At 48.6% G+C, this 21880-nt stretch carries 22 protein-coding genes; 14 read left to right on the top strand and 8 right to left on the bottom strand.

The features are described from left to right. Nucleotides 1-9 precede the first annotated feature (9 nt). The gene (locus ACZ5ZZ_RS08660) at nt 10-270 is read left to right on the top strand and encodes a metal-sensing transcriptional repressor (RefSeq protein ID WP_347356394.1); all 261 of its coding nucleotides are present in this window, start codon (nt 10-12) and stop codon (nt 268-270) included. A 41-nt stretch (nt 271-311) separates the two neighbouring features. Here the strand turns inward: ACZ5ZZ_RS08660 and ACZ5ZZ_RS08655 are convergent, their stop codons facing one another. Beyond that, entirely contained in the window at nt 312-1178 is an 867-nt protein-coding gene (locus tag ACZ5ZZ_RS08655; protein ID WP_464130647.1) for an alpha/beta fold hydrolase, read from the bottom strand. Between the two features lie 155 nt (nt 1179-1333). On the opposite strand from ACZ5ZZ_RS08655, the gene ACZ5ZZ_RS08650 reads away from it, so the two are divergent. From ACZ5ZZ_RS08650 to ACZ5ZZ_RS08605, 10 genes are all read left to right on the top strand, one after another. Continuing rightward, on the top strand, nt 1334-1888 hold the full coding sequence (locus tag ACZ5ZZ_RS08650) for a YceD family protein (RefSeq protein WP_464135157.1): 555 nt from the start codon (nt 1334-1336) through the stop codon (nt 1886-1888). A gap of 73 nt (nt 1889-1961) precedes the next feature. Next, nucleotides 1962-2147: a 50S ribosomal protein L32 gene (gene rpmF, locus ACZ5ZZ_RS08645; protein ID WP_061835820.1), complete on the top strand. Its 186-nt coding sequence runs from the start codon at nt 1962-1964 to the stop codon at nt 2145-2147. Between the two features lie 30 nt (nt 2148-2177). After that, entirely contained in the window at nt 2178-3173 is a 996-nt protein-coding gene (locus ACZ5ZZ_RS08640; protein ID WP_464135156.1) for a beta-ketoacyl-ACP synthase III, read from the top strand. 3 nt (nt 3174-3176) lie between these two features. After that, entirely contained in the window at nt 3177-4151 is a 975-nt protein-coding gene (fabD, locus tag ACZ5ZZ_RS08635; protein ID WP_464135153.1) for an ACP S-malonyltransferase, read from the top strand. Between the two features lie 78 nt (nt 4152-4229). Continuing rightward, nucleotides 4230-4979, top strand: a complete 750-nt coding sequence (gene fabG, locus ACZ5ZZ_RS08630) for a 3-oxoacyl-[acyl-carrier-protein] reductase (RefSeq protein WP_464135151.1) — start codon at nt 4230-4232, stop codon at nt 4977-4979. A 116-nt stretch (nt 4980-5095) separates the two neighbouring features. Then, nucleotides 5096-5332 (top strand): acyl carrier protein, encoded by a 237-nt coding sequence (gene acpP / locus ACZ5ZZ_RS08625; protein WP_011164461.1) that lies wholly within the window; start codon nt 5096-5098, stop codon nt 5330-5332. Between the two features lie 6 nt (nt 5333-5338). Next, on the top strand, nt 5339-6610 hold the full coding sequence (gene fabF, locus ACZ5ZZ_RS08620) for a beta-ketoacyl-ACP synthase II (RefSeq protein ID WP_464135150.1): 1272 nt from the start codon (nt 5339-5341) through the stop codon (nt 6608-6610). A gap of 4 nt (nt 6611-6614) precedes the next feature. Then, a complete protein-coding gene (locus ACZ5ZZ_RS08615; protein ID WP_464135148.1) occupies nt 6615-7091 on the top strand; it encodes an RpiB/LacA/LacB family sugar-phosphate isomerase in 477 nt (158 codons plus the stop codon). Between the two features lie 108 nt (nt 7092-7199). Then, complete coding sequence (glyA, locus tag ACZ5ZZ_RS08610) at nt 7200-8447, top strand: serine hydroxymethyltransferase (RefSeq protein ID WP_464135146.1); 1248 nt, start codon at nt 7200-7202, stop codon at nt 8445-8447. A gap of 187 nt (nt 8448-8634) precedes the next feature. Next, nucleotides 8635-9201 carry a M23 family metallopeptidase gene (locus tag ACZ5ZZ_RS08605; RefSeq protein WP_464142301.1) on the top strand — a complete coding sequence of 189 codons (567 nt, stop codon included), beginning with the start codon at nt 8635-8637 and terminating at the stop codon, nt 9199-9201. Nucleotides 9202-9207: 6 nt separating this feature from the next. On the opposite strand, the gene ACZ5ZZ_RS08600 is transcribed toward ACZ5ZZ_RS08605, so the two are convergent. From ACZ5ZZ_RS08600 to ACZ5ZZ_RS08590, 3 genes are all read right to left on the bottom strand, one after another. Then, nucleotides 9208-11850, bottom strand: coding sequence for an RCC1 domain-containing protein (locus tag ACZ5ZZ_RS08600; protein WP_464142377.1), 2643 nt, complete (start codon nt 11848-11850; stop codon nt 9208-9210). 29 nt (nt 11851-11879) lie between these two features. Continuing rightward, nucleotides 11880-13469 (bottom strand): hypothetical protein, encoded by a 1590-nt coding sequence (locus ACZ5ZZ_RS08595; protein ID WP_464142299.1) that lies wholly within the window; start codon nt 13467-13469, stop codon nt 11880-11882. Nucleotides 13470-13649: 180 nt separating this feature from the next. Continuing rightward, nucleotides 13650-14621 carry a hypothetical protein gene (locus ACZ5ZZ_RS08590; protein ID WP_464135140.1) on the bottom strand — a complete coding sequence of 324 codons (972 nt, stop codon included), beginning with the start codon at nt 14619-14621 and terminating at the stop codon, nt 13650-13652. A gap of 412 nt (nt 14622-15033) precedes the next feature. Here ACZ5ZZ_RS08590 and ACZ5ZZ_RS08585 point away from each other — a divergent pair, with 412 nt between their 5' ends. Further along, nucleotides 15034-15330, top strand: a complete 297-nt coding sequence (locus ACZ5ZZ_RS08585; RefSeq protein ID WP_464135138.1) for a hypothetical protein — start codon at nt 15034-15036, stop codon at nt 15328-15330. Nucleotides 15331-15349: 19 nt separating this feature from the next. On the opposite strand, the gene ACZ5ZZ_RS08580 is transcribed toward ACZ5ZZ_RS08585, so the two are convergent. Next, nucleotides 15350-15955 (bottom strand): hypothetical protein, encoded by a 606-nt coding sequence (locus tag ACZ5ZZ_RS08580; RefSeq protein WP_464135136.1) that lies wholly within the window; start codon nt 15953-15955, stop codon nt 15350-15352. A 223-nt stretch (nt 15956-16178) separates the two neighbouring features. After that, on the bottom strand, nt 16179-16769 hold the full coding sequence (locus ACZ5ZZ_RS08575) for a YceI family protein (protein WP_464135134.1): 591 nt from the start codon (nt 16767-16769) through the stop codon (nt 16179-16181). 399 nt (nt 16770-17168) lie between these two features. On the opposite strand from ACZ5ZZ_RS08575, the gene ACZ5ZZ_RS08570 reads away from it, so the two are divergent. Beyond that, on the top strand, nt 17169-18308 hold the full coding sequence (locus ACZ5ZZ_RS08570) for a patatin-like phospholipase family protein (RefSeq protein ID WP_464135133.1): 1140 nt from the start codon (nt 17169-17171) through the stop codon (nt 18306-18308). Here ACZ5ZZ_RS08570 and ACZ5ZZ_RS08565 read toward each other — a convergent pair. Together ACZ5ZZ_RS08565 and ACZ5ZZ_RS08560 are read right to left on the bottom strand one after the other, a co-directional pair. Continuing rightward, complete coding sequence (locus ACZ5ZZ_RS08565) at nt 18305-20170, bottom strand: potassium transporter Kup (RefSeq protein WP_464142297.1); 1866 nt, start codon at nt 20168-20170, stop codon at nt 18305-18307. The genes ACZ5ZZ_RS08570 and ACZ5ZZ_RS08565 overlap by 4 nt on opposite strands. A 306-nt stretch (nt 20171-20476) precedes the next feature. Next, nucleotides 20477-21058: an NADPH-dependent FMN reductase gene (locus ACZ5ZZ_RS08560; RefSeq protein ID WP_464142295.1), complete on the bottom strand. Its 582-nt coding sequence runs from the start codon at nt 21056-21058 to the stop codon at nt 20477-20479. Between the two features lie 74 nt (nt 21059-21132). Between ACZ5ZZ_RS08560 and ACZ5ZZ_RS08555 the strand changes: the two genes are divergently transcribed. Further along, a complete protein-coding gene (locus ACZ5ZZ_RS08555; RefSeq protein WP_464142293.1) occupies nt 21133-21816 on the top strand; it encodes a PilZ domain-containing protein in 684 nt (227 codons plus the stop codon). Nucleotides 21817-21880: the final 64 nt, after the last annotated feature.

Raw genomic sequence — 21880 nt, 5'->3', positions numbered from 1 at the left:
ACTAGGGACATGTCACATAAAAAGCAACACGCAAGTCATGAGGATGTTTCAAAAAGACTGAAGCGCGCCAAAGGGCATCTTGAGACCGTTATCAAGATGATCGAAGACGAACGCGAATGCGTGGATGTGGCCCGCCAACTGCACGCCGTGGCCAAAGCCATCTCGGCCGCCAAGAGCGTTTATATTCACGATCACATCGAACACTGTCTGGATGGAAATCATAAGGATTTGGATTTGGATGAGATCAAAGAGATCACCAAATATATTTAAGCATCAACCTCTCACCTAAGAGAGGTTGATGCCGAATTCAACTACAAGGATCTTTCTGCGCCCAAGTCTCGCGGAGCTTGCTTGCGTTGGCGTGCCCACTGACGTTCAACCTTGCCAACAAAGTTACGAACTGTTTCCGCAACTTCCTCAGGCTGCTCGATGACCAGCGCATATCCCGCATGATGAATAACTCGGTATTCCGCACCCGTAATGCCTTTAGCCAAGCGACGATAGGCTTCCAGACTGGCTGGCGCATCTTCATCTCCGGCCAATATCAATGTGGCACAACGAATCTTGCCTAGATCTTTGGTAAGATCATTTCTGTGGAAGATCTGTGTTGCGGCATCAATTTCCTCGGGCTTCATATGTCGGACATGACTGATCCACTTTTCCCGGCGACTGACCTGCACGGGATCTTTGGTGGCCTTAAAGGTGGCACCAAACCACATGTCTGCAAAATCCTTCACATTGGCTTTCATACCTTCTTTCTTCGCTTTCGCGACGAAGCCGTCCATCTGCCTGATGGCTTCATCACTGCCTGCTTCAGCAGTGGCCCCCATCAAGGTGCAGCTTTTCAAAAGATCAGAACGATGGATAGCTAGCTGCAGCCCCACATAAGCCCCAAGGCAATTTCCTACAAAGTGACAGGGTCCCACATTGAGCTGCTCTATAAAGGCAGCCACATCTTTGGCGCTGTTTTCCAGATTGTTCATGGTTGGACCGGCGCTTCGCCCCAGACCCCGGTGGTCATAACAGATGACTCTATAGTCATCCTCCAGAATTCGGGTCAGAGGTTCAAAAACTGTGGTGTCCGTGTAAAGCAGTGGACTCAGCACGATGCAGGGGGCATTTTTGGGGCCATGTTCTTCATAGTAATACTCATGACCGTTGACTCTTAAGGTTGCCATAAGACCCCCTTTCAGGTTGCAGCCTAAGACTACTCCCATTTAAGACCGCCACAAGGTCTGCTGGACGAAAACAGTCCTTGACCAAGCGCCCCAAATTAACTAAAACCTCCTGTTCCCTGCCCCTTACTTTCCCGTGGCAGAACCGAGGAGTTTCTATGAAAATCAAATTAACTGAGGTGCCTGAAGAAGGCCGATCCTACGTCTGGACAAGCAAAACAGGCGAAGCCAATGCGGTTCTGGCGGACATCGTGGGCAAGAATCCCTATGAAGCTGAGTTTTTCATTAAACCGCTCAACTCCAAGGATTACGAGCTGACGGGTCGTATTGTGACAAAATCTCCGGAAATCTGCTCTCGCTGCGGAATTGACATTGATTATCCGGTCAATGAGAAGTTCCACGAGATCCTGATCCCCAAACAAGGCCAACCCCGCAATGGGAAGTATTCCAAGGTCAACCACGTCAGCGACCTGCCTGAAGGGGGCCCCGAGTTTTCTGAGTACGAAAACATGGTGTTTGATATGGGTGAATTCCTGCACGAAGTGGTCGCTCTTGCTGCGCCTTTTAATCCAGCATGTCCAGAAACCATTGATGGAAAACCCTCAGATTGCAGAATTCCTGAGGAAGGTCAGCTCTTTAGCTATGACGAGGAAATGCCTGTCGAAAAGCCCCAGAGCCCTTTTGCTGCCTTAAAGAACTTAAAACTTAATTAAATTGTTGATTTTTATCATTCTTTGGTTAAATTAACGTGCTTCAATTAGAACTGATTCAATAACGAGGTTTGAAATGCCAACTCCTAAGAAAAAAACATCCCGCTCTAAGCGTGACATGCGCCGCTCTCACGATGGTCTTACTGCTCCAGCAGTAGCTGTTGAAAAAAAGACTGGTGAGCTAGTTCGTCCTCACCGTGCATCCAAAGGTGCTGATGGCGCTTTGTACTACAAAGGCAAACAAATCAGCGCAGCGAAGTAATTTCGCTCTATAACAGAATAGGTTGACTCCATGGCAGGAATGTATCGATCTCGAGTTTCAGGGATAGGCTCCTATCTACCAGAAAAGATCCTTTCAAATACGGATCTGGAAAAGATGGTAGAAACCAACGACCAGTGGATCGTTGAAAGAACCGGGATCGAACGCCGCCATATTGCTTCCGAAGATCAGGCAACCTCTGATCTTTGTGTCATCGCCGCGAAACGCGCGCTTGAAGATGCTAATCTGAAAATCGAAGACATCGATATGATTTTGGTGGGCACGGTCACTGGTGACCATCAGATGCCGTCGACGGCGTGCTTTGTTCAGGCCAAGCTGGGTGCAAAAAACATCATGGCTGTGGATTTGAATGCGGCCTGCTCGGGCTTCCTTTATGGCGTCAGCATTGCCGATCAATTCATCCGCACAGGAATGTATAAGAATATTCTGGTGATCGGAGCCGAAGTTCTTTCCCGCTACATGAACTACAAAGACCGTGAGACCTGCATTCTTTTCGGAGATGGCGCCGGAGCATGGGTTCTTTCTCGTGCCGCTGAGGGCGAAAAAAATGTCATCGAAAGCACTCACCTGCATGCGGATGGCAATCTCGCGGATCTTTTGATCCTTCCTGCGGGTGGAAGCAAAATCCCTCAATCTCACGAAGCTATCGACAAAGGCCTTCACTTCATGACAATGAAGGGCCGCGAAATCTTTAAGAACGCGGTTCGCACGATGGCCATGTGCTGCCAGGAAGCTCTGGAGCACAACAAGGTGAGTCCGGACCAAGTGGACTGGATTATTCCTCACCAAGCCAACAAGCGCATTATCGAGGCTGTGGCTGATCAATTCAAATTTCCAATGGAACGCGTGATTGTTTATCTTCAGGAAACTGGAAACACATCTGCCGCATCCATCCCTCTTGCATTTGACTGGGCCGTAAAAAACGGAAAAGTCAAAAGAGGCCAGACGATTCTGCTGACCGCATTCGGCGCAGGTCTTACATCCGGCAGTATTCTTTTGAGGTACTAAAACATGTTTACATTTGTATTCCCTGGACAAGGAAGCCAGCAACCTGGCATGGGCCGTTTTTTGTTTGAAAACTTCAAGATCGCTCAGGAAACCTTCGAAGAAGGATCTGAGGCTCTAAAGATCGACATGAAAAAACTGTGCTTTGAAGGTTCTGAAGCAGACCTGGCACTGACTGAAAACACTCAACCCGCATTGCTCTTGGTCTCCACAGCGACTCAAAGAGTCTTAACGAAAGAGTTCGGCATCAAAGCCGTGGCGGCAGCGGGCCATTCTATCGGTGAATACGCTGCTTTGGTGGCGGCGGGTGTGACTCGTTTTGATGAATCCATGCGTGCGGTAAAAACCCGTGGGCAGGCGATGCAGTCCGCTGTTCCGGTGGGTAAAGGCGGAATGGTCGCTGTTCTGGGTCTTGAGCCGGATCAAGTGGAAACTCTTTGCAACTACGTTGTGAAAAACTCTGGCGCGGGCCCGTTGTCTGCGGCGAACTTCAATTCCCCAGGGCAAATTGTTATTTCTGGTTCTCAGAATGCAATCAACTGGCTTAAAGACAACTTCAAGCCGGAAGTGATTTTTGCGGAAGCTCCAAAAAGAGCGAAGTTGATTCCTTTGTCTGTGTCTGCTCCATTCCACTGCGAAATGATGAAACCCGCCGAAGACAAAATGCGTGAGGTTCTGACCGCGATGGAATTCAAAACAGCCGCATTCCCTATCATTCAAAACTTCCACGCCAAAGCTGAAGTGGAAGGCCCTGTGCTTCGTGAAAATCTGATTCGTCAGGTCTCTGCCCCCGTGCGCTGGACTCAAAGCATGGAAGTTCTCAAAGGCATGGGACACGCACAAATTATCGAGTGCGGTGCCGGCAAAGTATTGCAGGGACTGCTTAAAAAGATCGATGCGGATTTCTTCAAAGTCATGACGACAACTTCAATGGAAGATGTGAAAATTATTGAAGATTCCCTGAAAGCTACGAGTCATTAAATTTTCTTGAGATTTACTCAGAGTTCGGCCAAAGTGTGCTGAAAACAACACAGGGTACTGCTTAAAAGGATTTTGCACATGAGCGGAAAATCGCTTCAAGGAAAGAAAATTGTTGTGACTGGCGGCAGCCGTGGAATCGGCGCTGCGATTGTAAAACTTCTGGCGGAAGAAGGCGCACAAGTTGCCTTCACCTATTCCTCTCGCGAAGAGTCCGCACAACAGGTGGCTCACTCCCTTCCGGGAGAAGGCCACTTCTACATCAAAATGGATATTGCAAGCGAAGAGTCCGTGAACTCGGCGGTTGAACATATTCTGGAAAAATGGACCGATGTCGATGGCGTTGTGAACAATGCCGGCATCACAAAAGATCAGCTCTTGCTGCGCATGAAGGCTGAAGACTTCGACTCTGTTATCAACACGAACCTTCGTGGTACGTTCCTGGTAACAAAGGCTTTCACCAAACCCATGATGAAAGCGCGCAAAGGTTCTATCGTTAACATCACATCCATCATCGGTGAAACCGGCAACGCAGGACAGGCCAACTATGCCGCTTCCAAAGCTGGAACGATTGCTTTTGCCAAGTCCGTGGCACTTGAGCTGGCTTCTCGTAACGTGCGCGTGAACAACGTCGCACCAGGCTTTATTGGCACAGAAATGACAGAAGTTCTTTCTGAAGACGTGAAAGCGAAAATGATGGAAAAGATTCCTCTGGCGAAGATCGGCGAAGGCAGTGACGTGGCTCAGGCCGTTCGTTTCTTGCTCAGTGATGAATCCAAATATATCACCGGTCACACCTTGGATGTGAACGGTGGCATGCATATGAACTAAATTCGCGAGATTATTCGCGAACAAAATCATCTCGCCTATAAGCGACATGATAGAGCTAATGCACTAGACTAGACTTGTAATATAAGTAATATTGAACGCACTATTAGGAGGCACAAATGGCTATTCATCCAAAGGTTAAAGATATCATCGTAGAACAACTTGGCGTAGATCCAGATAAAGTTAAAGCGGAAGCTTCTTTCATCGACGATCTTGGCGCTGACAGCTTGGATATCGTTGAGCTTGTGATGGCAATGGAAGAAGAATTCGATCTTGAAATCCCTGACGAAGACGCTGAAAAGCTGAAGACAGTTCAAGACGTAGCTTCTTACCTTGAGAAAAAAGGAAAAGCTTAATTTATTATGAACTCCCGATTTGAACGTCCATCCATTCCACAAAGAAGAGTTGTCGTCACCGGAGTGGGCGCAGTCACTCCCCTGGGTAACACCATTGAGGAGAGCTGGTCAGCCGCAAAACGTGGACAATCTGGTATCGCCAAGATCACCAAGTTCGACACGACAGGCTTCGATGTGACTTTTGCCGGCGAAGTAAAGGGTTTTAATACAGACCAATACATCGAGAAAAAAGAGCAAAAGAAAATGGACGAGTTCATTCACTACTCGATCGCAGCTTCCAAAATGGCCGTGGAAATGGCCAAGCTGGAGCTGACCGAAGAAGTGAAAAATCAAACGGGAGTGATTATTGGTGTCGGTATCGGTGGTCTTGCAAACATCGAAGAAACCGCCATCAAAATGAAGGAAAGAGGACCGGGCCGTATCAGTCCGTTCTTCATCCCTTCTGTGATCACGAACCTGGCCGCAGGTCAGGTGACGATCGCGATGGGCCTGAAAGGTCCTAACTACTCTGTGACTTCTGCCTGCGCTTCAGGTGTTCACTCCATCGGAGATGCTGTTCGCTATATTCGTGACGGCGTGACGGATGTGATGCTTGCGGGCGGCGCAGAAAGCACTATCTGTGGACTGGCTGTCGGAGGCTTTGCTTCCATGAGAGCTCTTTCCACTCGCAATGATGCTCCTGAAAAAGCCAGCCGTCCTTGGGATAAAGACCGTGACGGATTTGTTCTGGCTGAAGGTGCAGCGGTACTTTGCATTGAATCCCTTGAGCACGCTGTCAAACGTGGCGCCAATATTCTTTGCGAAATCACAGGCTACGGGGTTTCCTCCGATGCTTACCACATGACTTCTCCGGCTCCGGAAGGTGCAGGTGGTTATGCCGCAATGTCCATGGCTTTGAAAGACTCTGGTCTGAAGGCAGAAGACATCAACTATATCAACGCTCACGGTACAAGCACGCCGGTGGGTGATGGCCTTGAAACCGCAGCCATCAAACGCTTGCTGGGTGATCATGCGAAAAAGGTCTGGGTTTCCAGCACCAAGTCCATGATGGGTCACGCCTTGGGCGCAGCTGGCGCGATTGAATCTGCCTTCTGTGTTATGGCAATTCGCGATCAAATCGCTCCACCGACGATCAACTTGGAAAATCCAAGTGAAGACTGTGATTTGGACTATGTTCCTCACGAAGCACGTAAGGGCACGATCAATCACGTCATCAATAACAGCTTTGGTTTCGGCGGAACCAATGCTTCTATGATCTTCTCTAAATACGAAGGGTAAAAACATGCTTGTCTATGTTGGCTGCGATCACGCTGGGTTGGATTTAAAACTTAAAGTGATGGCAGCTCTTCCGGACATTCAATGGAAGGACGTCGGCACTCACAACTCGGATTCTGTGGATTATCCAGATTACGCCGACCTCGTCAGCCTTGAAATTGTTAAAGTAGATCTTGAGAATAAGAAAAATAACATTGTGGATTCCCAAAAGGGGCCTGCTTTGGGTCTTTTGATATGCGGCTCAGGTCAAGGAATGGCTATTCGCGCGAATAAGTACCCAAACATTCGTGCAGCTTTGTGCTGGAGTGAAGACATCGCTCGTCTGTCCAGGGAACATAATAACGCCAATATTCTCTGCTTGAGTGCCCGTTTTTCCTCACCGGATGACGCCGTGAAGATGATCAAAACTTTCCTTTCCACTTCTTTTGCGGGTGGACGTCACCAGCAACGCGTGGACAAGCTTGCAAGCGACACTGGTTGTTGAGACTTTTAAAATCCCGCTATTCAAGTCATAATTTCAAAGATTGATTTACCCATCTTTCAGTTCTTGAAGGATATCCGTTAGGTGAGCCCATGAGCTCAAGGAGTCTTTATGCATTCTACATCCCTGTCTTTGGCCCAAGTGGACCCTGAAGTTTTGGCCGCGATCAACAAGGAAGCTGAACGTCAGCAGTACGGTTTGGAGATGATCGCTTCTGAGAACTACACCTCCAAGGCCGTGATGGAAGCTCAAGGCTCCATTCTGACCAACAAGTACGCCGAAGGTTATCCGGGCAAGCGTTATTACGGTGGCTGCGTGAACGTGGACACGGTGGAGACTCTGGCCATTGAAAGAGCCAAAAAACTTTTCGGCGTGCAATATGCCAATGTTCAACCGCACTCAGGCTCACAAGCTAATATGGGTGTTTATCTGGCGGCTTGTAAATCCGGCGACACCATCCTGGGTATGGATCTTTCTCATGGCGGGCATTTGACCCACGGATCTCCGGTGAACTTCAGTGGTTTATTGTTTAAAGCAGCCTCTTACAAGTTGGACCCAGAAACTGGTCGGATCAACTATGACACGATTCGTGCCACCGCAAAAGAAGTTCAACCCAAACTGATCATCGCAGGGTACAGCGCTTATCCGCGCACTTTGGATTTTGCCAAGTTTAAAGAAATTGCCGATGAAGTCGGCGCTCAACTGCTGGTGGACATGGCCCACTTCGCAGGCCTAGTGGCTACAGGCCACCATCCGTCCCCTGTTCCTTATGCAGACTACATCACAACGACAACGCACAAAACTTTGCGCGGACCTCGTGGGGGCATGATCCTGACGAATTCTGAAGAAAAAGCCAAGATCATGAACTCTCGCATCTTCCCAGGGATCCAAGGCGGTCCACTAGAGCACGTGATTGCCGGCAAAGCCGTGGCATTCGGGGAGGCTCTAAAACCAGAATTTAAAAAGTATTCTGAGCAGGTCATCAACAATGCTCAAGTGCTGGCTGAAGCCCTACTTTCTGAAGGCTTCCAATTGGTCACTGGTGGAACAGACAATCATCTGATTTTGATTGACCTGAGTGATCGAGAGATCACCGGGAAGATCGCTGAAAATTCTTTGGATGAAGCAGGCATCACTGTGAACAAAAACACGGTACCAAACGAAAAAAGATCTCCATTTGTCACAAGTGGTGTTCGTATTGGGACTCCGGCCTTAACCACAAGAGGTATGGGCACTTCCGAGATGAAGCAGATCGCGAAGTGGATTTCTCAAGTACTGAATAACGCTGACAATGCGGAGCTAAAAAACCGTATTCACGAAGAAGTAAAACAGCTTTGTAAGCAGTTCCCTATCTACTAGAAATCCCTATCAGGATCCGGAACATATATGTGTCACCGCTGTTCGCCGCCACATATATGTTCCAGACCAGCGTCTTCGCTTAATAAGTCAGCATCTTGCTGAAAAAACGGCCCTTTTCAGCGCGCCAAAACTAGTCATTGGTCAAAAAAATCTTTGGAACCAAGGACTTATCAAGTATACTCAAAGAATGACACCAGGATGGAAGCAACTAGTTAAATATGCAGGATGCATGGTTACGGCGGGAGCATTAGGCTCTTGCTCGACCTTTCACACACCCCTATCGCGCGAGTACTTTGCCCCAAACAGCACCAACCATCGCGCCACCGCCTCTGACCACAGTCCTATGATTGAACCGCAGTCCCTGACCTTTGATTGGCCCGTGGACCGCGCGCGCATGACCCGTGGGTTTTTACCTAATAAACGTCGTCCGCATTTGGGAATTGATCTTGCGGCCCCGAAGGGCACCCCTATTTTGGCGGCACAAGCTGGCACAGTGATTTACGCTGGCCGTGAATTCCGTGGATACGGCAAAATGGTTCTGATCGAGTCAGGCAATGGTTGGGCGACGCTTTATGCTCACTTTGACAAGATTCTGGTGGCTGAAGGCCAAAAGGTCCGCCAAGGTGAAGTTGTTGGCGCCATGGGCCGCACAGGGCGTGCTACAGGTGTTCATTTGCACTTTGAAATCCGCAAAGACCGTGGTCCGATTGACCCGCTTCCTTTGTTACCACAAGTTGCCACAGCAAAATTGTAAGACCCCTTACGGGGTCTGATGAATTTTCGGAATTAAGTTTGGGAACATATCTGAAGACGGAATCCCCATGCTTCCTGACACGTTTTTATTCCAGCAACGCAAAAGACCGTCAGTCGTGATGCCGCAGGAATTGGAACCACTCCAGGCAAAGTGACCGTTTGATACCGAAGTGTAGCCCGTTGCCGCATCGATAACCACGGGCGTGGTCCGATTGGTAGTAGTCCCATCTCCGACCTGTCCATAAAAGTTATAACCCCAGCATTTAAGAACATTCGCAGAAGTGATCGCACAACTCTGCTCTCCTTTAAGAGATATATCAAGATAGCTTGTTCCAGAGTCGATCAGCACTGGAGAGTTTTTTTGCACGGTCGTTCCATCACCCAAACCACCATGACCGTTTCCGCCCCAGCACTTCAGCTCGCCACCGGTCGTGATGCCACAGGTAAATCCCCACAAGAAGGCGGCACCGACAGAAATCTTGGAATAAGTCACTCCAGCATCAACAACCACCGGGACCGAGCTGTTGGATGTGCTTCCATTACCCAACTGTCCATGCGAATTGTCCCCCCAGCACTTCAGTACCCCAGCCGTGGTAATACCACAGGTGTGAGCTTTCCCAGTATTGTAGCCTTCTGAAGTCGCCACGGCACTATAGGTTGTTCCTGCATCAATCACCTTGGGAAGAGTTCTTGTGGTCGCGGTTCCGTCACCCAGCTGGCCACTGTTATTGAGACCCCAGCACTTCAGCTCACCGGTGGCGGTGATGGCACAACTGCTGGCATGACCCACTGACACCTTGGAATAAGTTACGCCGGGATCAATGACAACAGGTTTGTTTTTGTTGGTCGTCGTGCCATCTCCTAATCGATAGCTGGCATTATTCCCCCAGCACTTCAGTACACCGGCCGTGGTAATACCGCAGGCATGAGAGTCACGAGAGCTGGTTTGAGTTGAGGCTGAAATCGAAATTTCTTTGTAAGTCACGCCCGCATCAATAATCACCGGAGAATAGCGGGTATCATTCGTCCCATCACCGACCTGCCCTTTGTTGTTAACACCCCAACACTTCAATATGCCTGCTGTTGTGATGCCGCAGGTGTTGGAACCCCCGACACAGACTTTGCTGTATTGAGTTCCCGCATCGATATAAACTTGAGTTCCGATAGCAATAGGAAATCCGTTTGCCAACTGACCGTTATTACTTCCCCAGCAATGAAGCTGACCATTCACCCTTAAACCACAAGCTGATGGGTTAGGCCCATTAAGATGTCCGCCCCCAGCATAAACCTTGGAATAGGTATTCGCCGCATCAACCTCAACCGGAACACGTGACATCACTGTGGAACCAATTCCTAACTCACCTTGAACGTTGCGTCCCCAGCATTTCAACTTATTGGTCGAAGTCACCCCACAGGTAAATTCTCCGGCCGCAGAAACATGGATATAAGAAACACCGACATCTATCACTTTTGGCGTCTTGCTGGTGACTGCTGTGCCATCCCCCAATTGCCCATAGGCATTGCCACCCCAACACTTCAACACACCAGTCGTTGTGATACCACAAGCATGCACGGTACCGTTGGAAATATGTGTATAACTTTCAGAAGCATCCACATCCACGGGAAGGTTTTGATTAACGATGCTATTAATTCCGAGTTGTCCGTCCGTGTTTCTTCCCCAGCAGCGCAACTTATTGGCCGTGGTGATTGCACAGACGAAGTTTCCTCCGCCGTTGACTCCGTTCACTGAGACCTTCTGATAGGTAACACCGACGTCTACCACTGTTGGACTGTAGCGGGCGGTGTTGGTTCCATCACCAATCTCGCCGCTGTTATTTTCCCCCCAGCATTTCATTTGCCCGGTGGTGGTAATCCCGCAAGTGGCACGGTCTCCGCCAGACACCTGCGAATAGCTGACCCCGGCATCAATGACAGTGGGACTTTTTTTATCGGCGGTATTACCTGTTCCCAGCTTCCCGCCAAAGCCACTTCCCCAGCATTTTAAAACACCCGCCGTGGTGATACCGCACATATGCGATTGAGCCGTAGAAATCTGACTATAATTAACACCAGAGTCAGTTATGATCGGGGTGGTTTTATCAACAGTAGTTCCGTCCCCCAACTGGCCGCTGTAATTTGAACCCCAGCAAGTTAAAGCCCCAGAGCTTTTAATGGCACAGGCATAGCTCCCGCCGGTCCCGGCCTGAGTGATTGTTCCATAAGTTGAATCATCATCAGTGATCTGGACAAGTGCGGTGTTCAATACTCCGAGCTGAACCTTTTGTTTGGACTGAGTGGTACCCTGCAGAGAAATGTAGATTTTCTTTTCGATCTCTGCCAGCGCATTCTGACTCAGATTAATCGTGATCGTGCCGGCAGTGGCACCCTTGGCAATAGTAATACTGCCATTCAATGAACCCGAGTAGTGCGTACCCTGAACTCCATCTGTGTAAGCACCATAATAAATAGGAATATCCGCACATGCTGGCTTGGATAGATTGACGGAAATATTTACCGTCGTATTCGCTTCAGTCACCACAAAGTTATTCTGAGAAACGATAGAGGCCACCGTTGCCGGGCACTGACTTAAAAGCATATTGAAAATACTTTGACTGGGAGTCGCTACTGCAGAACTTCCGCCCAACAGCACTGCCGCCAAGATAAGATGTCTACAAAAGACTACTGAAAGTCTGTGGCCCATGTGACGTAGCATTTCCAGCTGCCTCCGACATTGATGGTCGTCACCCCGTAAATGGACTGAGCAGTTGTCGCTCCGTTTGGAGGACTAAAGTGCGTGCTATTGCAGCCTAAAAAGGAATACGTTCTGGATGTCGTATCTGCGATAACGATCGTATAGACGCCACCGTTGACCATGTTCGTTAAATTGATATTTGAAGTCCCAACCGATTCCAGATAATGGATATTACTGAGAGCCAGGTTAACACTCGCCCCACTGGCGATCTGATTGGTTGGCGTCGCCATATTCCCTGAAACAGTCAGTTTTGCCTCTGCGGTGGTGGTGCCAATCGCTACTTTACCGGACTCGAGAACCAGTTGATTGGTTCCGACAGTTAAGCCATTGAGCGGTACAGATAATGCTCCCGTCAAAGTCCCCCCTGCCAATGGCAGTTTCGTGGAATCCTCTGGAGCCGTCACCCAGATGCCATCACCGCGCAAATATGTGGAAGCATTGGCAGTACCGGTTCCTAATCGGGCGGTGGCAAACGTTCCGCCGGAAATGGCTGAAGCATCCAGTGAGCCTATCGACTGACAAGTAAATCTGTCTGTGATTGAGCTCCACACCATAGCCTGACTGGCCGTACAGGCCGATGATGGAATCATCTGTTGTCCACCCCAGGAATTACGCACGTCTTGCATGCGCACAAACTGAGGTTTCCAGGAACCCGAATCCCACAACAGGACCTGTCCTGTGCTGATTGGAGCCGCAGAGCTTACCGGTTGTCCTTGAATTTGCGTCACCGTGGGACTGGGCAGAGTGCCGGATAAATCCCCGCCCAAAGAATCAGCTTTTTGGAATGCCCCTAAAATTCGCGAATCATTCCCCTGCGCGACAGTTCCCGCCGTTGCCCCAAAGGTAACGGCAACGGTTTTCGTACCCGCCCCAGACACATTGATTCCAGCGCCCGCAGTGATATCAGTCACCACTCCCGAGCCACCTGCATCAGTCACACACGAAAAACTGGTCCCATCAAAATAGACAACCTGTCCGGTCGTACAACTTGCCGGAGGTAACAGAGTCGCTTTAACAAAGTCCGTGGCTGAAAAACCGCCAAGCTTCAACGCCGATGTAGCGAAATTAGAATAAGGAACAGAGCGGATTTCGCTGTCTGGCGTGATCAGCTGCCACCCCTGTCCATCGTGGAAGCGAACGCGAAGCTTACGCGAAGAATCCCCCGAAGGGGCATAAGTCCCGGAGACATCATTATTGCCGTCACCGCAGTTCAACGAGCCCGCATTATTAAAGACATCACTAAGGACAAACGGTCCCGCTTTCGGAAACAATCGGGTTCCGCTACCAATAGCCACATCAAAAACTCCGCCAGAATTCGCCAAACTGACGCCGTTTTTCTGTTCTCTATATAAGACACATTGACCATCGGAGGAAGTGACTTCAAAGAGGAAGCTAACATTGTCTGCTTCAAATGGAGTTCGATCGGATTTTAAAATCCGTCCCTGATAAGTCAGCTGTGAGGGTGAAGCTGACGCAACGAGTGATGCAAACATAACAAACACGTACTGCAACATCATTCTTAAAGGATATTTTCTATCATCACAAAGACAAGACCAGACGATGTGAAATCTCAGATCGGAACATTTGTTGCAAAGTTGTAACTTGTTCGCCTGTGTTGACCGAACACTAGAGGCTTGGAAATAAAAAAGGCAGCCCAGAGGCTGCCTTTTTCTTCGTTCGTAATTTCTAACTAATAATTAGAATACGTTCAAAGTCGTAGAAAGACCTACGTTTGTCAATTCTGGCTTCAGGTTCTCTGGAGCGAACTGCATGTTTGGATACAAGTAGATGTCACGAGTAACCGCGATACCCAAACCAACAGACTGAGTGTACATGCTAGTCTCGAAAGTACCTGCATCATCAGATCTCATGTGGCTGTAAGTGAAAGGACGGAATACTGTGCGGAAAGAGAATGTGTCGTTGAACGCATACTCTACGAATGGATAGAAACCGATACCATAGTCAGAACGTCTGTCATCGTTACCGATAACGTCGAAGCTCTGAGCAGAGTCACTGTACAAGCTGTAGTAAGCAGATGTAGAGAAACCTGGCTGCCAGTTAGAACCCGCGATATCGAAGATAACAACGTGGCTCAAGCTCAAGTCACCAACGGATTTGATAACGTCAGTGTAGAATTCTTTCGTCGCGTGGCTGTAACCAACAGAGAAAGAGTTCTGAGTGCCACCGATACGCTGAGTGTTACCCCAAGTGATGGATGGAGTGGAGATGTCAGAAGCACCACCGTCTTTAGCCATTTTCAACATGTCTTCGCCACGGCTCTGGAATGGAGTCAAGATAGACACACCAGTAGACAAGCTCACACGGTTGTTTGGATTTACACGGTAAGAAACACCGATATCACCAGAAATGTTTGTTCTGCCGTCAAGAGCTGCTTCACCAGAATAGTTCGGGCGAACTTTTCCGAAAGGCTCAACCAAGTTACCACCGTTCAAAGTCAGGTCAGCGCTCATGGACCATTTGGATTTAGAACCGGATTCAGCACGCATTTTCGCGTTTGTGATCTCCTGGTCCAAGTCTTTTACTTGTTCGTCTTTAGCCTGAACATCAGACACTTTTACTGTGCTTGTGTTTGAGCTTTGCTCTTCTGCTTGTGCCACAGAAGTCATGGAAGCTGCCAAAATCAGTGACATCAAAATTTGTGTTTTCACTGTTTTTATCCCTTTCGATAATGGTTAATTATGTTTCTTAATTTATTTCCGTCTTTCGACTTAAAATCTTCTTCAACTAATTCGGCCCCCGGAATATCCCCTGGTGCCGAAAAGGGCCAAAATGGTCCCAAATTGGAGCCACGTAGCCTTTAGAGCAAGTAAGGTGCCACGACTTTGGTCATGCTGCAATAGCATTTCTTGACGGATATCTAAAAAAACTGTCTACCAAACTCGATTTAATTCGATTTGAGCTAAAAATACCCATAATTAGGTGGTGTCAGCGTGATTCATTAAACTTTCACCCTGTTTTAATGACACGTAGCCCTGAAGTTTCTCCAGAGGCAAATTGTCCCTGCAAACCTACAAGTTGCCGAAAGCATCTCGCATTTCAATAATTTTCTAAGGGGGTTTTATGGCTGAACCTGCGGAGCTGGATCGCGAAAGAGCTTTTCTTCATGAGATCGGAGTTTCGCTCAACGGAGCTCTCTTTATAATAGATCGATTGATTGAAGAGATCAAAGAAGAGGAAGGAAGACTGGAAACAGATTCTGAAATTGAGCGTTTGTTCAGCAATCTTGCCAGTTCCCTGGTAAAAATCGATTATCAAATCAAGGCCCGACACACTCTACTTTCCGAACTTTTGAACGAACAGATACAAATAGAAAAAAGGAAGAGATCCATGCAAACCCCTTCCTCTCGTGTTCCGTAAATTAAATCAAACAAAGTGCTTATTGAATAACACCCGATCCGCTGTTGGCGCCGTACTGATTCAAATAACCAACCATACCCCGCGCGTCTTGGACATCTGAGCCCATGAAGGGAAGCTCCTGCCCCGGAGACAGCCACTGATAAAGATCCGTGTGGGCTGCACTGCTGCGCTCAAAGTAAATCCGCACACCTTCCTGAATCACCAGGCGACCGTTGCTGTAAACTTTCATCGAAGCATAATAGGGATTGCAATTCGTATCACCACACATCGCCTCGTAACTGATGTTATATCCATCCACCGTCACGCTTCCGTTAACGGTTTCAGTGCCATAGTGATGACTGGTTACCGGGAACTCCGTGTTATTGATCAGGATCGTCGCCATTACGACGCGCGGGCCGGGTTGACCTTCCGGAGTCCAATAGCGTTTTACACCCACGATGTCGGCTTCAAGCCCCTGCGCGGCGGCCTGTTCCGCCGCTTGCTGAGTTTTCACGCCATCCACAACTGTGGCTCCCATACGGTTCTTTGCATAGCGAGCTGCAAACTCAGAATCTTTCTTCGCACACGCCGTCAGCGCCAAAGATCCCAGCAACAAAAGGGCAAAAAAGAAGTTGGATTTTTGCATAGTCAGCTCCTTGCTCGTCTTCTTAAAATGCAAGGAACTGACCACTTCGGCTCTTTGCTAAGCCATTGTTACCTGTGAAGAATCTCACCCTGAAACGCGTCTCATTTCAAAACACATCCAGGTCGGGTAACATTTTTAGCCAGGCTTTGCACACTCATTAGACAAAAAAAAAGCACCCTCTCTGCGAGGGTGCCTTCGTTTGTTTTCTTCTGAATCTTCGGACTTATTTCTTCGCCACAAGCTTCAAAGTAAGTTCGAATTCGTCGTTGATGATCTTGTCACCAGCAAGTTCTTTGAAGAAGTTGCCTGAGCCGTATTTCAAGCCCCATTTGGTGCGGTCGATTTTCACAACGGCTTCACCTGTTGCAACACCTTTATCAACTGTCACTTTTGCCGGGAACTCGATAGGATGAGTCGCACCGATCATCGTGAAATCACCTTTTACAATCACTTCGCCTTTAGTTTTAGATGGCGCTACAGAAGTGATTTTGAAAGTAGACGTTGGGAACTTGCCGGCATTGAAGAAATCTTCCGTGGACAAGTGACCCACAAGTTTTTTGTTGTAACCTGGATCCTTCACGTCGGAATTTGTGATCGTCGTCATATCAACAACTACGTTCCCCGCAGTCAGTTGACCTTTATTAACAGTCACTTCACCTTCTTTAACAGAGATGCCACCCACGTGCGCATCGCCCATTTTCTTTGTACCCTTCCAAGCCACTGTGCTTGCTTTGGTATCAATTTTGTAAACTTCTGCTGCTTGCACTTGAACCGCGGCCACCATCATCAGAGCCGCAAAAACAGTCTTAAACATTGCAATTTTCTCCTTCGCAATTCCCGTTGTTTAACATCACTGTCAACCATCAAAACTTTCCCGTAAAATGTAACAGAGATCAACACAGAAAAGAAGATTAACACCAAGATCCGGAAACCAAGACTTTGATTGGCGAAGTTGAAAATGAATTGAAAATATAAAGACCCGCAGAATATTTAGACGTGCTAGGTATTAGGCTCTGCATAAATAAAGAAGGGAGTCGCTCGGACTCCCTTTTACGAGGCAGGTTTCCCTTCAGTGGGATCAGTAATCTGAGAAAGACTACTGTGACCTCGTTCATGCTTAGTATCTCGCTTCTGTATTTTTCTACAAGTCCAGAAAAAGTCTTATAAACGCCCGGCGTCCGGCTTATTCTCCCCTTAAAAGAGGAAGAGACTCATGACATCTCTGGGGCTGGTTCTTTCTGGTGGCGGAGCGCGCGGCGCCTTTCAAGTGGGCGTATTAAATGCCATCGCGGATATCTGTCGACAAGAGGGCATTACCAACCCTTTTCAGCTCTACACCGGCATCAGTGCCGGCGCGATCAATGCGGCCTTCCTGACAACCCAATCGAATGATCAATTTGATGAAAGCACCCGACAACTGACTGAACTCTGGCGGCAGATATCCTCTGAGCAGATCTTTATCACCGAACCGCTGTCTCTCTCTAAGGGCGGGCTGCACTGGCTTTTAGCATTGTCTCTGGGGGGCTTAAGAAATTCCCCTCCTCATCGTTCGCTGCTGGAAACCACACCTTTGCGAAAACTCATTTCCGACAATTGTAATTTTGAGAATATTCAGAAGAATATCGAAAGAAAAAAGTTTCGGGCCGTCTGTGTGTCGGCTCTGGACTACTTCACGACCTCGACGGTCAGCTTCGTCCAAAGTCTGGAACAGGCTCCCCTTTGGCGGCGTGTTCGCAAAGTGGGGATTAACAGTTCTCTTACCACCGAGCATGTTCTGGCTTCGGCCGCCATTCCACTGCTGTTTCCCCCGGTCACCGTCAATGGACATTTTTTTGGGGACGGCAGCATACGCAATCATTCCCCTTGTGCACCAGCGATTTACCTGGGCGCTGATAAGCTGCTAGCCATTGGTGTTCGCAAGAAACAGGATGTCTGTTATGCCTCACAGAGGGTTAACACTTCAGAGCCCCCCTCGGTTGCTCGGGTTTTAAGTGTTATGCTTAACGCTGTCATGATGGATGGACTGGAAGTGGATATCGAGCGACTGGAGCGTATCAACACCAGCCTGACCAATCTGACAGCCAAGGAGTTGGGATTGATCCCGGTTCGCAAGATTGAACATCTGTGGATCTCACCTTCACGTGATCTATCAGAAGTTGCTTCAGACAAAACCCAGTCCTTGCCTCCGATGATTCGCTATCTTTTGCGCGGCCTGGGAACTTTGCAGGAAGCCAGTGAGATTGCCAGTTTTCTTCTGTTTGAAAAATCCTATTCAGAACGACTTCTGGAGATTGGCTACGAGGACGGACTGAGGGAAAAAGAGCAGATTCTTCGTCTGCTCTTGGAACCTTAAATTTCGACCTGAATACCCACTTCGATCACCTGATTGGGCGGAATACGGAAGAAGGCTGTCGGCCGTTGAGCATTTTTGGACATAATTGCAAACAAGCGCTCACGCCAATGCGCCATACCACCTTCACCCGGACGGTTTGGACCTTTTTCCGCGATGATGGTTTCACGTCCCAAAACGAAAGTTGTCTCGTTGACGTTGAAGTTGATATCCCGCTGACGACAGGCTTCCAGGATGTGCTTCATCTTCGGGATTTCCATAAAGCCATAATTCGCGATGATGCGATAAATATTTGGAATCACCTCTTGAATCGAGATCCGATCCCGCTTGGAAACAAAAGGGACCTCTTTTGTCTGAATCGTCAGAATCGCCACACGCTGGTGCAAGACTTTGTTGTGCTTTAGATTATGTAATAGCGGTGCAGGCACCCCCCAAGGATCCCCCGCCATATAAATCGCCGTCCCCGGGGCTCGCAAAGGAGGTTCACGCAACAACTTCTGACAGAAGTCCTCGATCGGCATGGAGCGCTCTTTCAGACGACGGAACAGGATCTGACGTCCCTTCTGCCAGGTCGTCATCAACAGATAAATCACAGCCCCAATCAGCAGTGGCACCCAGCCCCCATGTGGAATCTTATGCAGATTCGCGCCAAAGAAAGCCAGATCCATCACCAGGAAAGTTCCAAAGATTGCAGTGGACTTCAGAAGACTCCACTTCCATTTTTGACGAGCCACTTCAAAGGCCAAAATAGTTGTGATCGTGGTCGCGCCGGTGACAGCAATACCGTAAGCCGCCGCCAGATTGCTGGAAGTTTTAAACGTCAAGACCAGCCAGATTACACCGATGAACAAGGACCAGTTCACAATCGGAACATAGATCTGCCCGATTTCCTGACTGGAGGTGTGAATGATGTTCACACGTGGACAGAAACCCAATTGAATGGCCTGACGAGTGATTGAGAACACCCCTGTAATCAATGCCTGAGACGCGATCACGGTCGCCATCGTGGAAAGCATGACCATCGGAAGCAGCGCCCACTTTGGAGCCAGCATGTAGAACGGATTGGAAACAGCCTCCGGATTATTCAGCAGCAACGCCCCTTGTCCGAAGTAATTCAATACCAGCGCGGGCAAAGCCACAAAGAACCATGCCAGACGGATGGGCCTTTTTCCAAAGTGCCCCATATCCGCGTACAAGGCCTCTCCTCCGGTCACAACCAGGAAGACTGAACCCAGCACCAGGAAGCCAGCGGTGCCGTTATTGATCATGAACTCAATCCCGTGATGCGGAAGAAGAGCCTCGAAGATGTGCAGATTTTCCGCCATACCACGAATGCCCAGCAATCCCAGGACTGTAAACCACACCAAAAGGATGGGACCAAAGATGACGCCAATTCGCGCAGTACCATACTTCTGCATCAGGAACAGGGCATTCATCACAAAAACTGTCAGAGGGATAACGTAGGGGCTGAACTGTGGCGCCACTAAGGTGAGACCTTCCATGGCCGACAGAACCGAGATCGCAGGGGTGATCATGCCATCACCATAAAGAAGAGCCGCCCCAAACAAACCAATAATCGTCATCACCCATCGGCGGCGGGAGATATCTTTGGCGTGCTGACTGCGCACGGCCAGTGCCATCAGGGAAAGAATTCCTCCTTCCCCTTTGTTGTCTGCTCTCATGACGAAAGCCATGTATTTGATACAGATCGCAAGAACCAGCGTCCAGAAGATCAAAGACAAAATACCGATGACGTTTTCCGGAGTCGGCGCAAGGCCGTATTCTCCAAAGCACTCTCGCATGGCATAAAGTGGACTTGTTCCAATGTCTCCAAAGACCACCCCAAGGGCTCCTAAAGAGAGCATTAAAATATTGGCATTTTTATTTTGATGACCTGGATTTTCGATAGAAAAGACCCCGTCTAAAATTGAAGAACTGGCGCTTAGTCTAGAGAAGAAGACTCCAGTTGTCAGCACCCCCAATGAAAATATGACGCGGGACCGCTCAATTACAGGTTCTTCAGTTGCCTTTAAATTAAGCTATTTGCCATCATTAAGGGATGGTACGGAATGCTCTTTTTCGATCGAAATGGTTTCTGGCAGCCCTCTTAATCCTTGGATTGATCTATTTTGAGGGCCGCGTGCAGAATCGCTTGGCGGACAACCGTCAACCTACGTCGACTTCTTTTTCTCAATAACCGAATTCGCATCCAGCCCGTACGCTTTCAAGGCTTGAGCGAATTTCTGGAATCCTTGCGCTTGCTTGACCAGCAGTGACTTCATAAATTCATCCGTCAACTGCCCTTGGGCATTGATGATCTTAAAGACATTCATCATGAAGACACGCTCAGGGAAAACGAAGGCATTGCGGTATCCGAAAACCCCTTGCAAATGCTCGACAGGGCGAAGAGCTCCGAACAGTCCCCCTAGACCCACGAAGCAAACGGGGCGATATTCAAAAGACTCCGGAAACTTCAAGTGATCAATGAAGTATTTCAAGATGCCCGGCATAGAGCCATTGTACTCAGGACACACGACAATCAGACCATCAGAAGCCAGGACTTTTTCCAGATAAGGCTTCAGTGCTTCGGTCGGTTTGCCATACTGAACATCATCATGCAGATGCTGCTTAATTTCTTGCAAGTTGATAATCTCAACATCCTCATTCAAATCCTTATAGATAGACTGGATGATCTTAGAGACTTTCAGCGTATTTGAATCCGGACGGTCTGTTCCGGCGATGATATATTTCATGAGTAATTCTCCTAGACAAAGTCATATACCTTTCGCTGTAATAAAACACAAGACTGAAGCTGAGGAGCACTACCATGAATCCGAAAATCTGGTTTATTCTGACTGAAGGACAGGTCACCGGCCCCTTCGATCACGCAGAGATCGAGTCCCGCCTGAGCACTGCACCAGAAGCCCAGATTTGGGGACGAGGTCAGTCAGAATGGATGACACCTTCGAAGTGGCGCCAATCACTTAAAGAACAAAGCCAGATCACCACGGCTTCGAATGAACCCCCAGGTCTTTGGAAAATCCGCATCGAAGGCAAAGAACAGCCGCCCATGAAATATTCGGATCTGATTGCGACTCTTAAAAAACTTCGCGATTATTCTGCGGTGGACATCTGCACGGACAACTCCAAAGTTTGGAAAGAGATCTATTCCATCCCACGTATTGTTGACGATCTGGGAATCAGTCGGCGCTCTCATCCGCGGGTTCCTATGATCGGCACCCTGGCTTGTGAAAGCCCTAAGGGGGAATTCAGTTGTCGGGTTATCTCCATCAGTGAAGGGGGGCTGGGGGTCAACGACGCCCAGAACCTGCAAATCGGCGAACGCTTTAAGGGCACTCTGACCAGCCCCAATCTTTTTGTGACAATCAACACCACCTGTGAAGTTGTCTATGTTGGCAATGACGGATACGCCGGCCTGCGCTTTGTGGGACTGCCGGAAGAATTTAAAAGTTCCATCATCGAATATGTTCGCAAGTTTGCCACCGTTTAAGTCCCCTGCAATCTAACATCAGTCCTGACGTGGCGATTTAAAGGCAAATGTGATGTGCTATGAA

The sequence above is a fragment of the Bdellovibrio sp. HM001 genome (assembly GCF_055397275.1).
The sequence above is the reverse complement of the archived record's forward strand: the minus strand, read 5'-3'. Positions and strand labels throughout refer to the sequence as shown.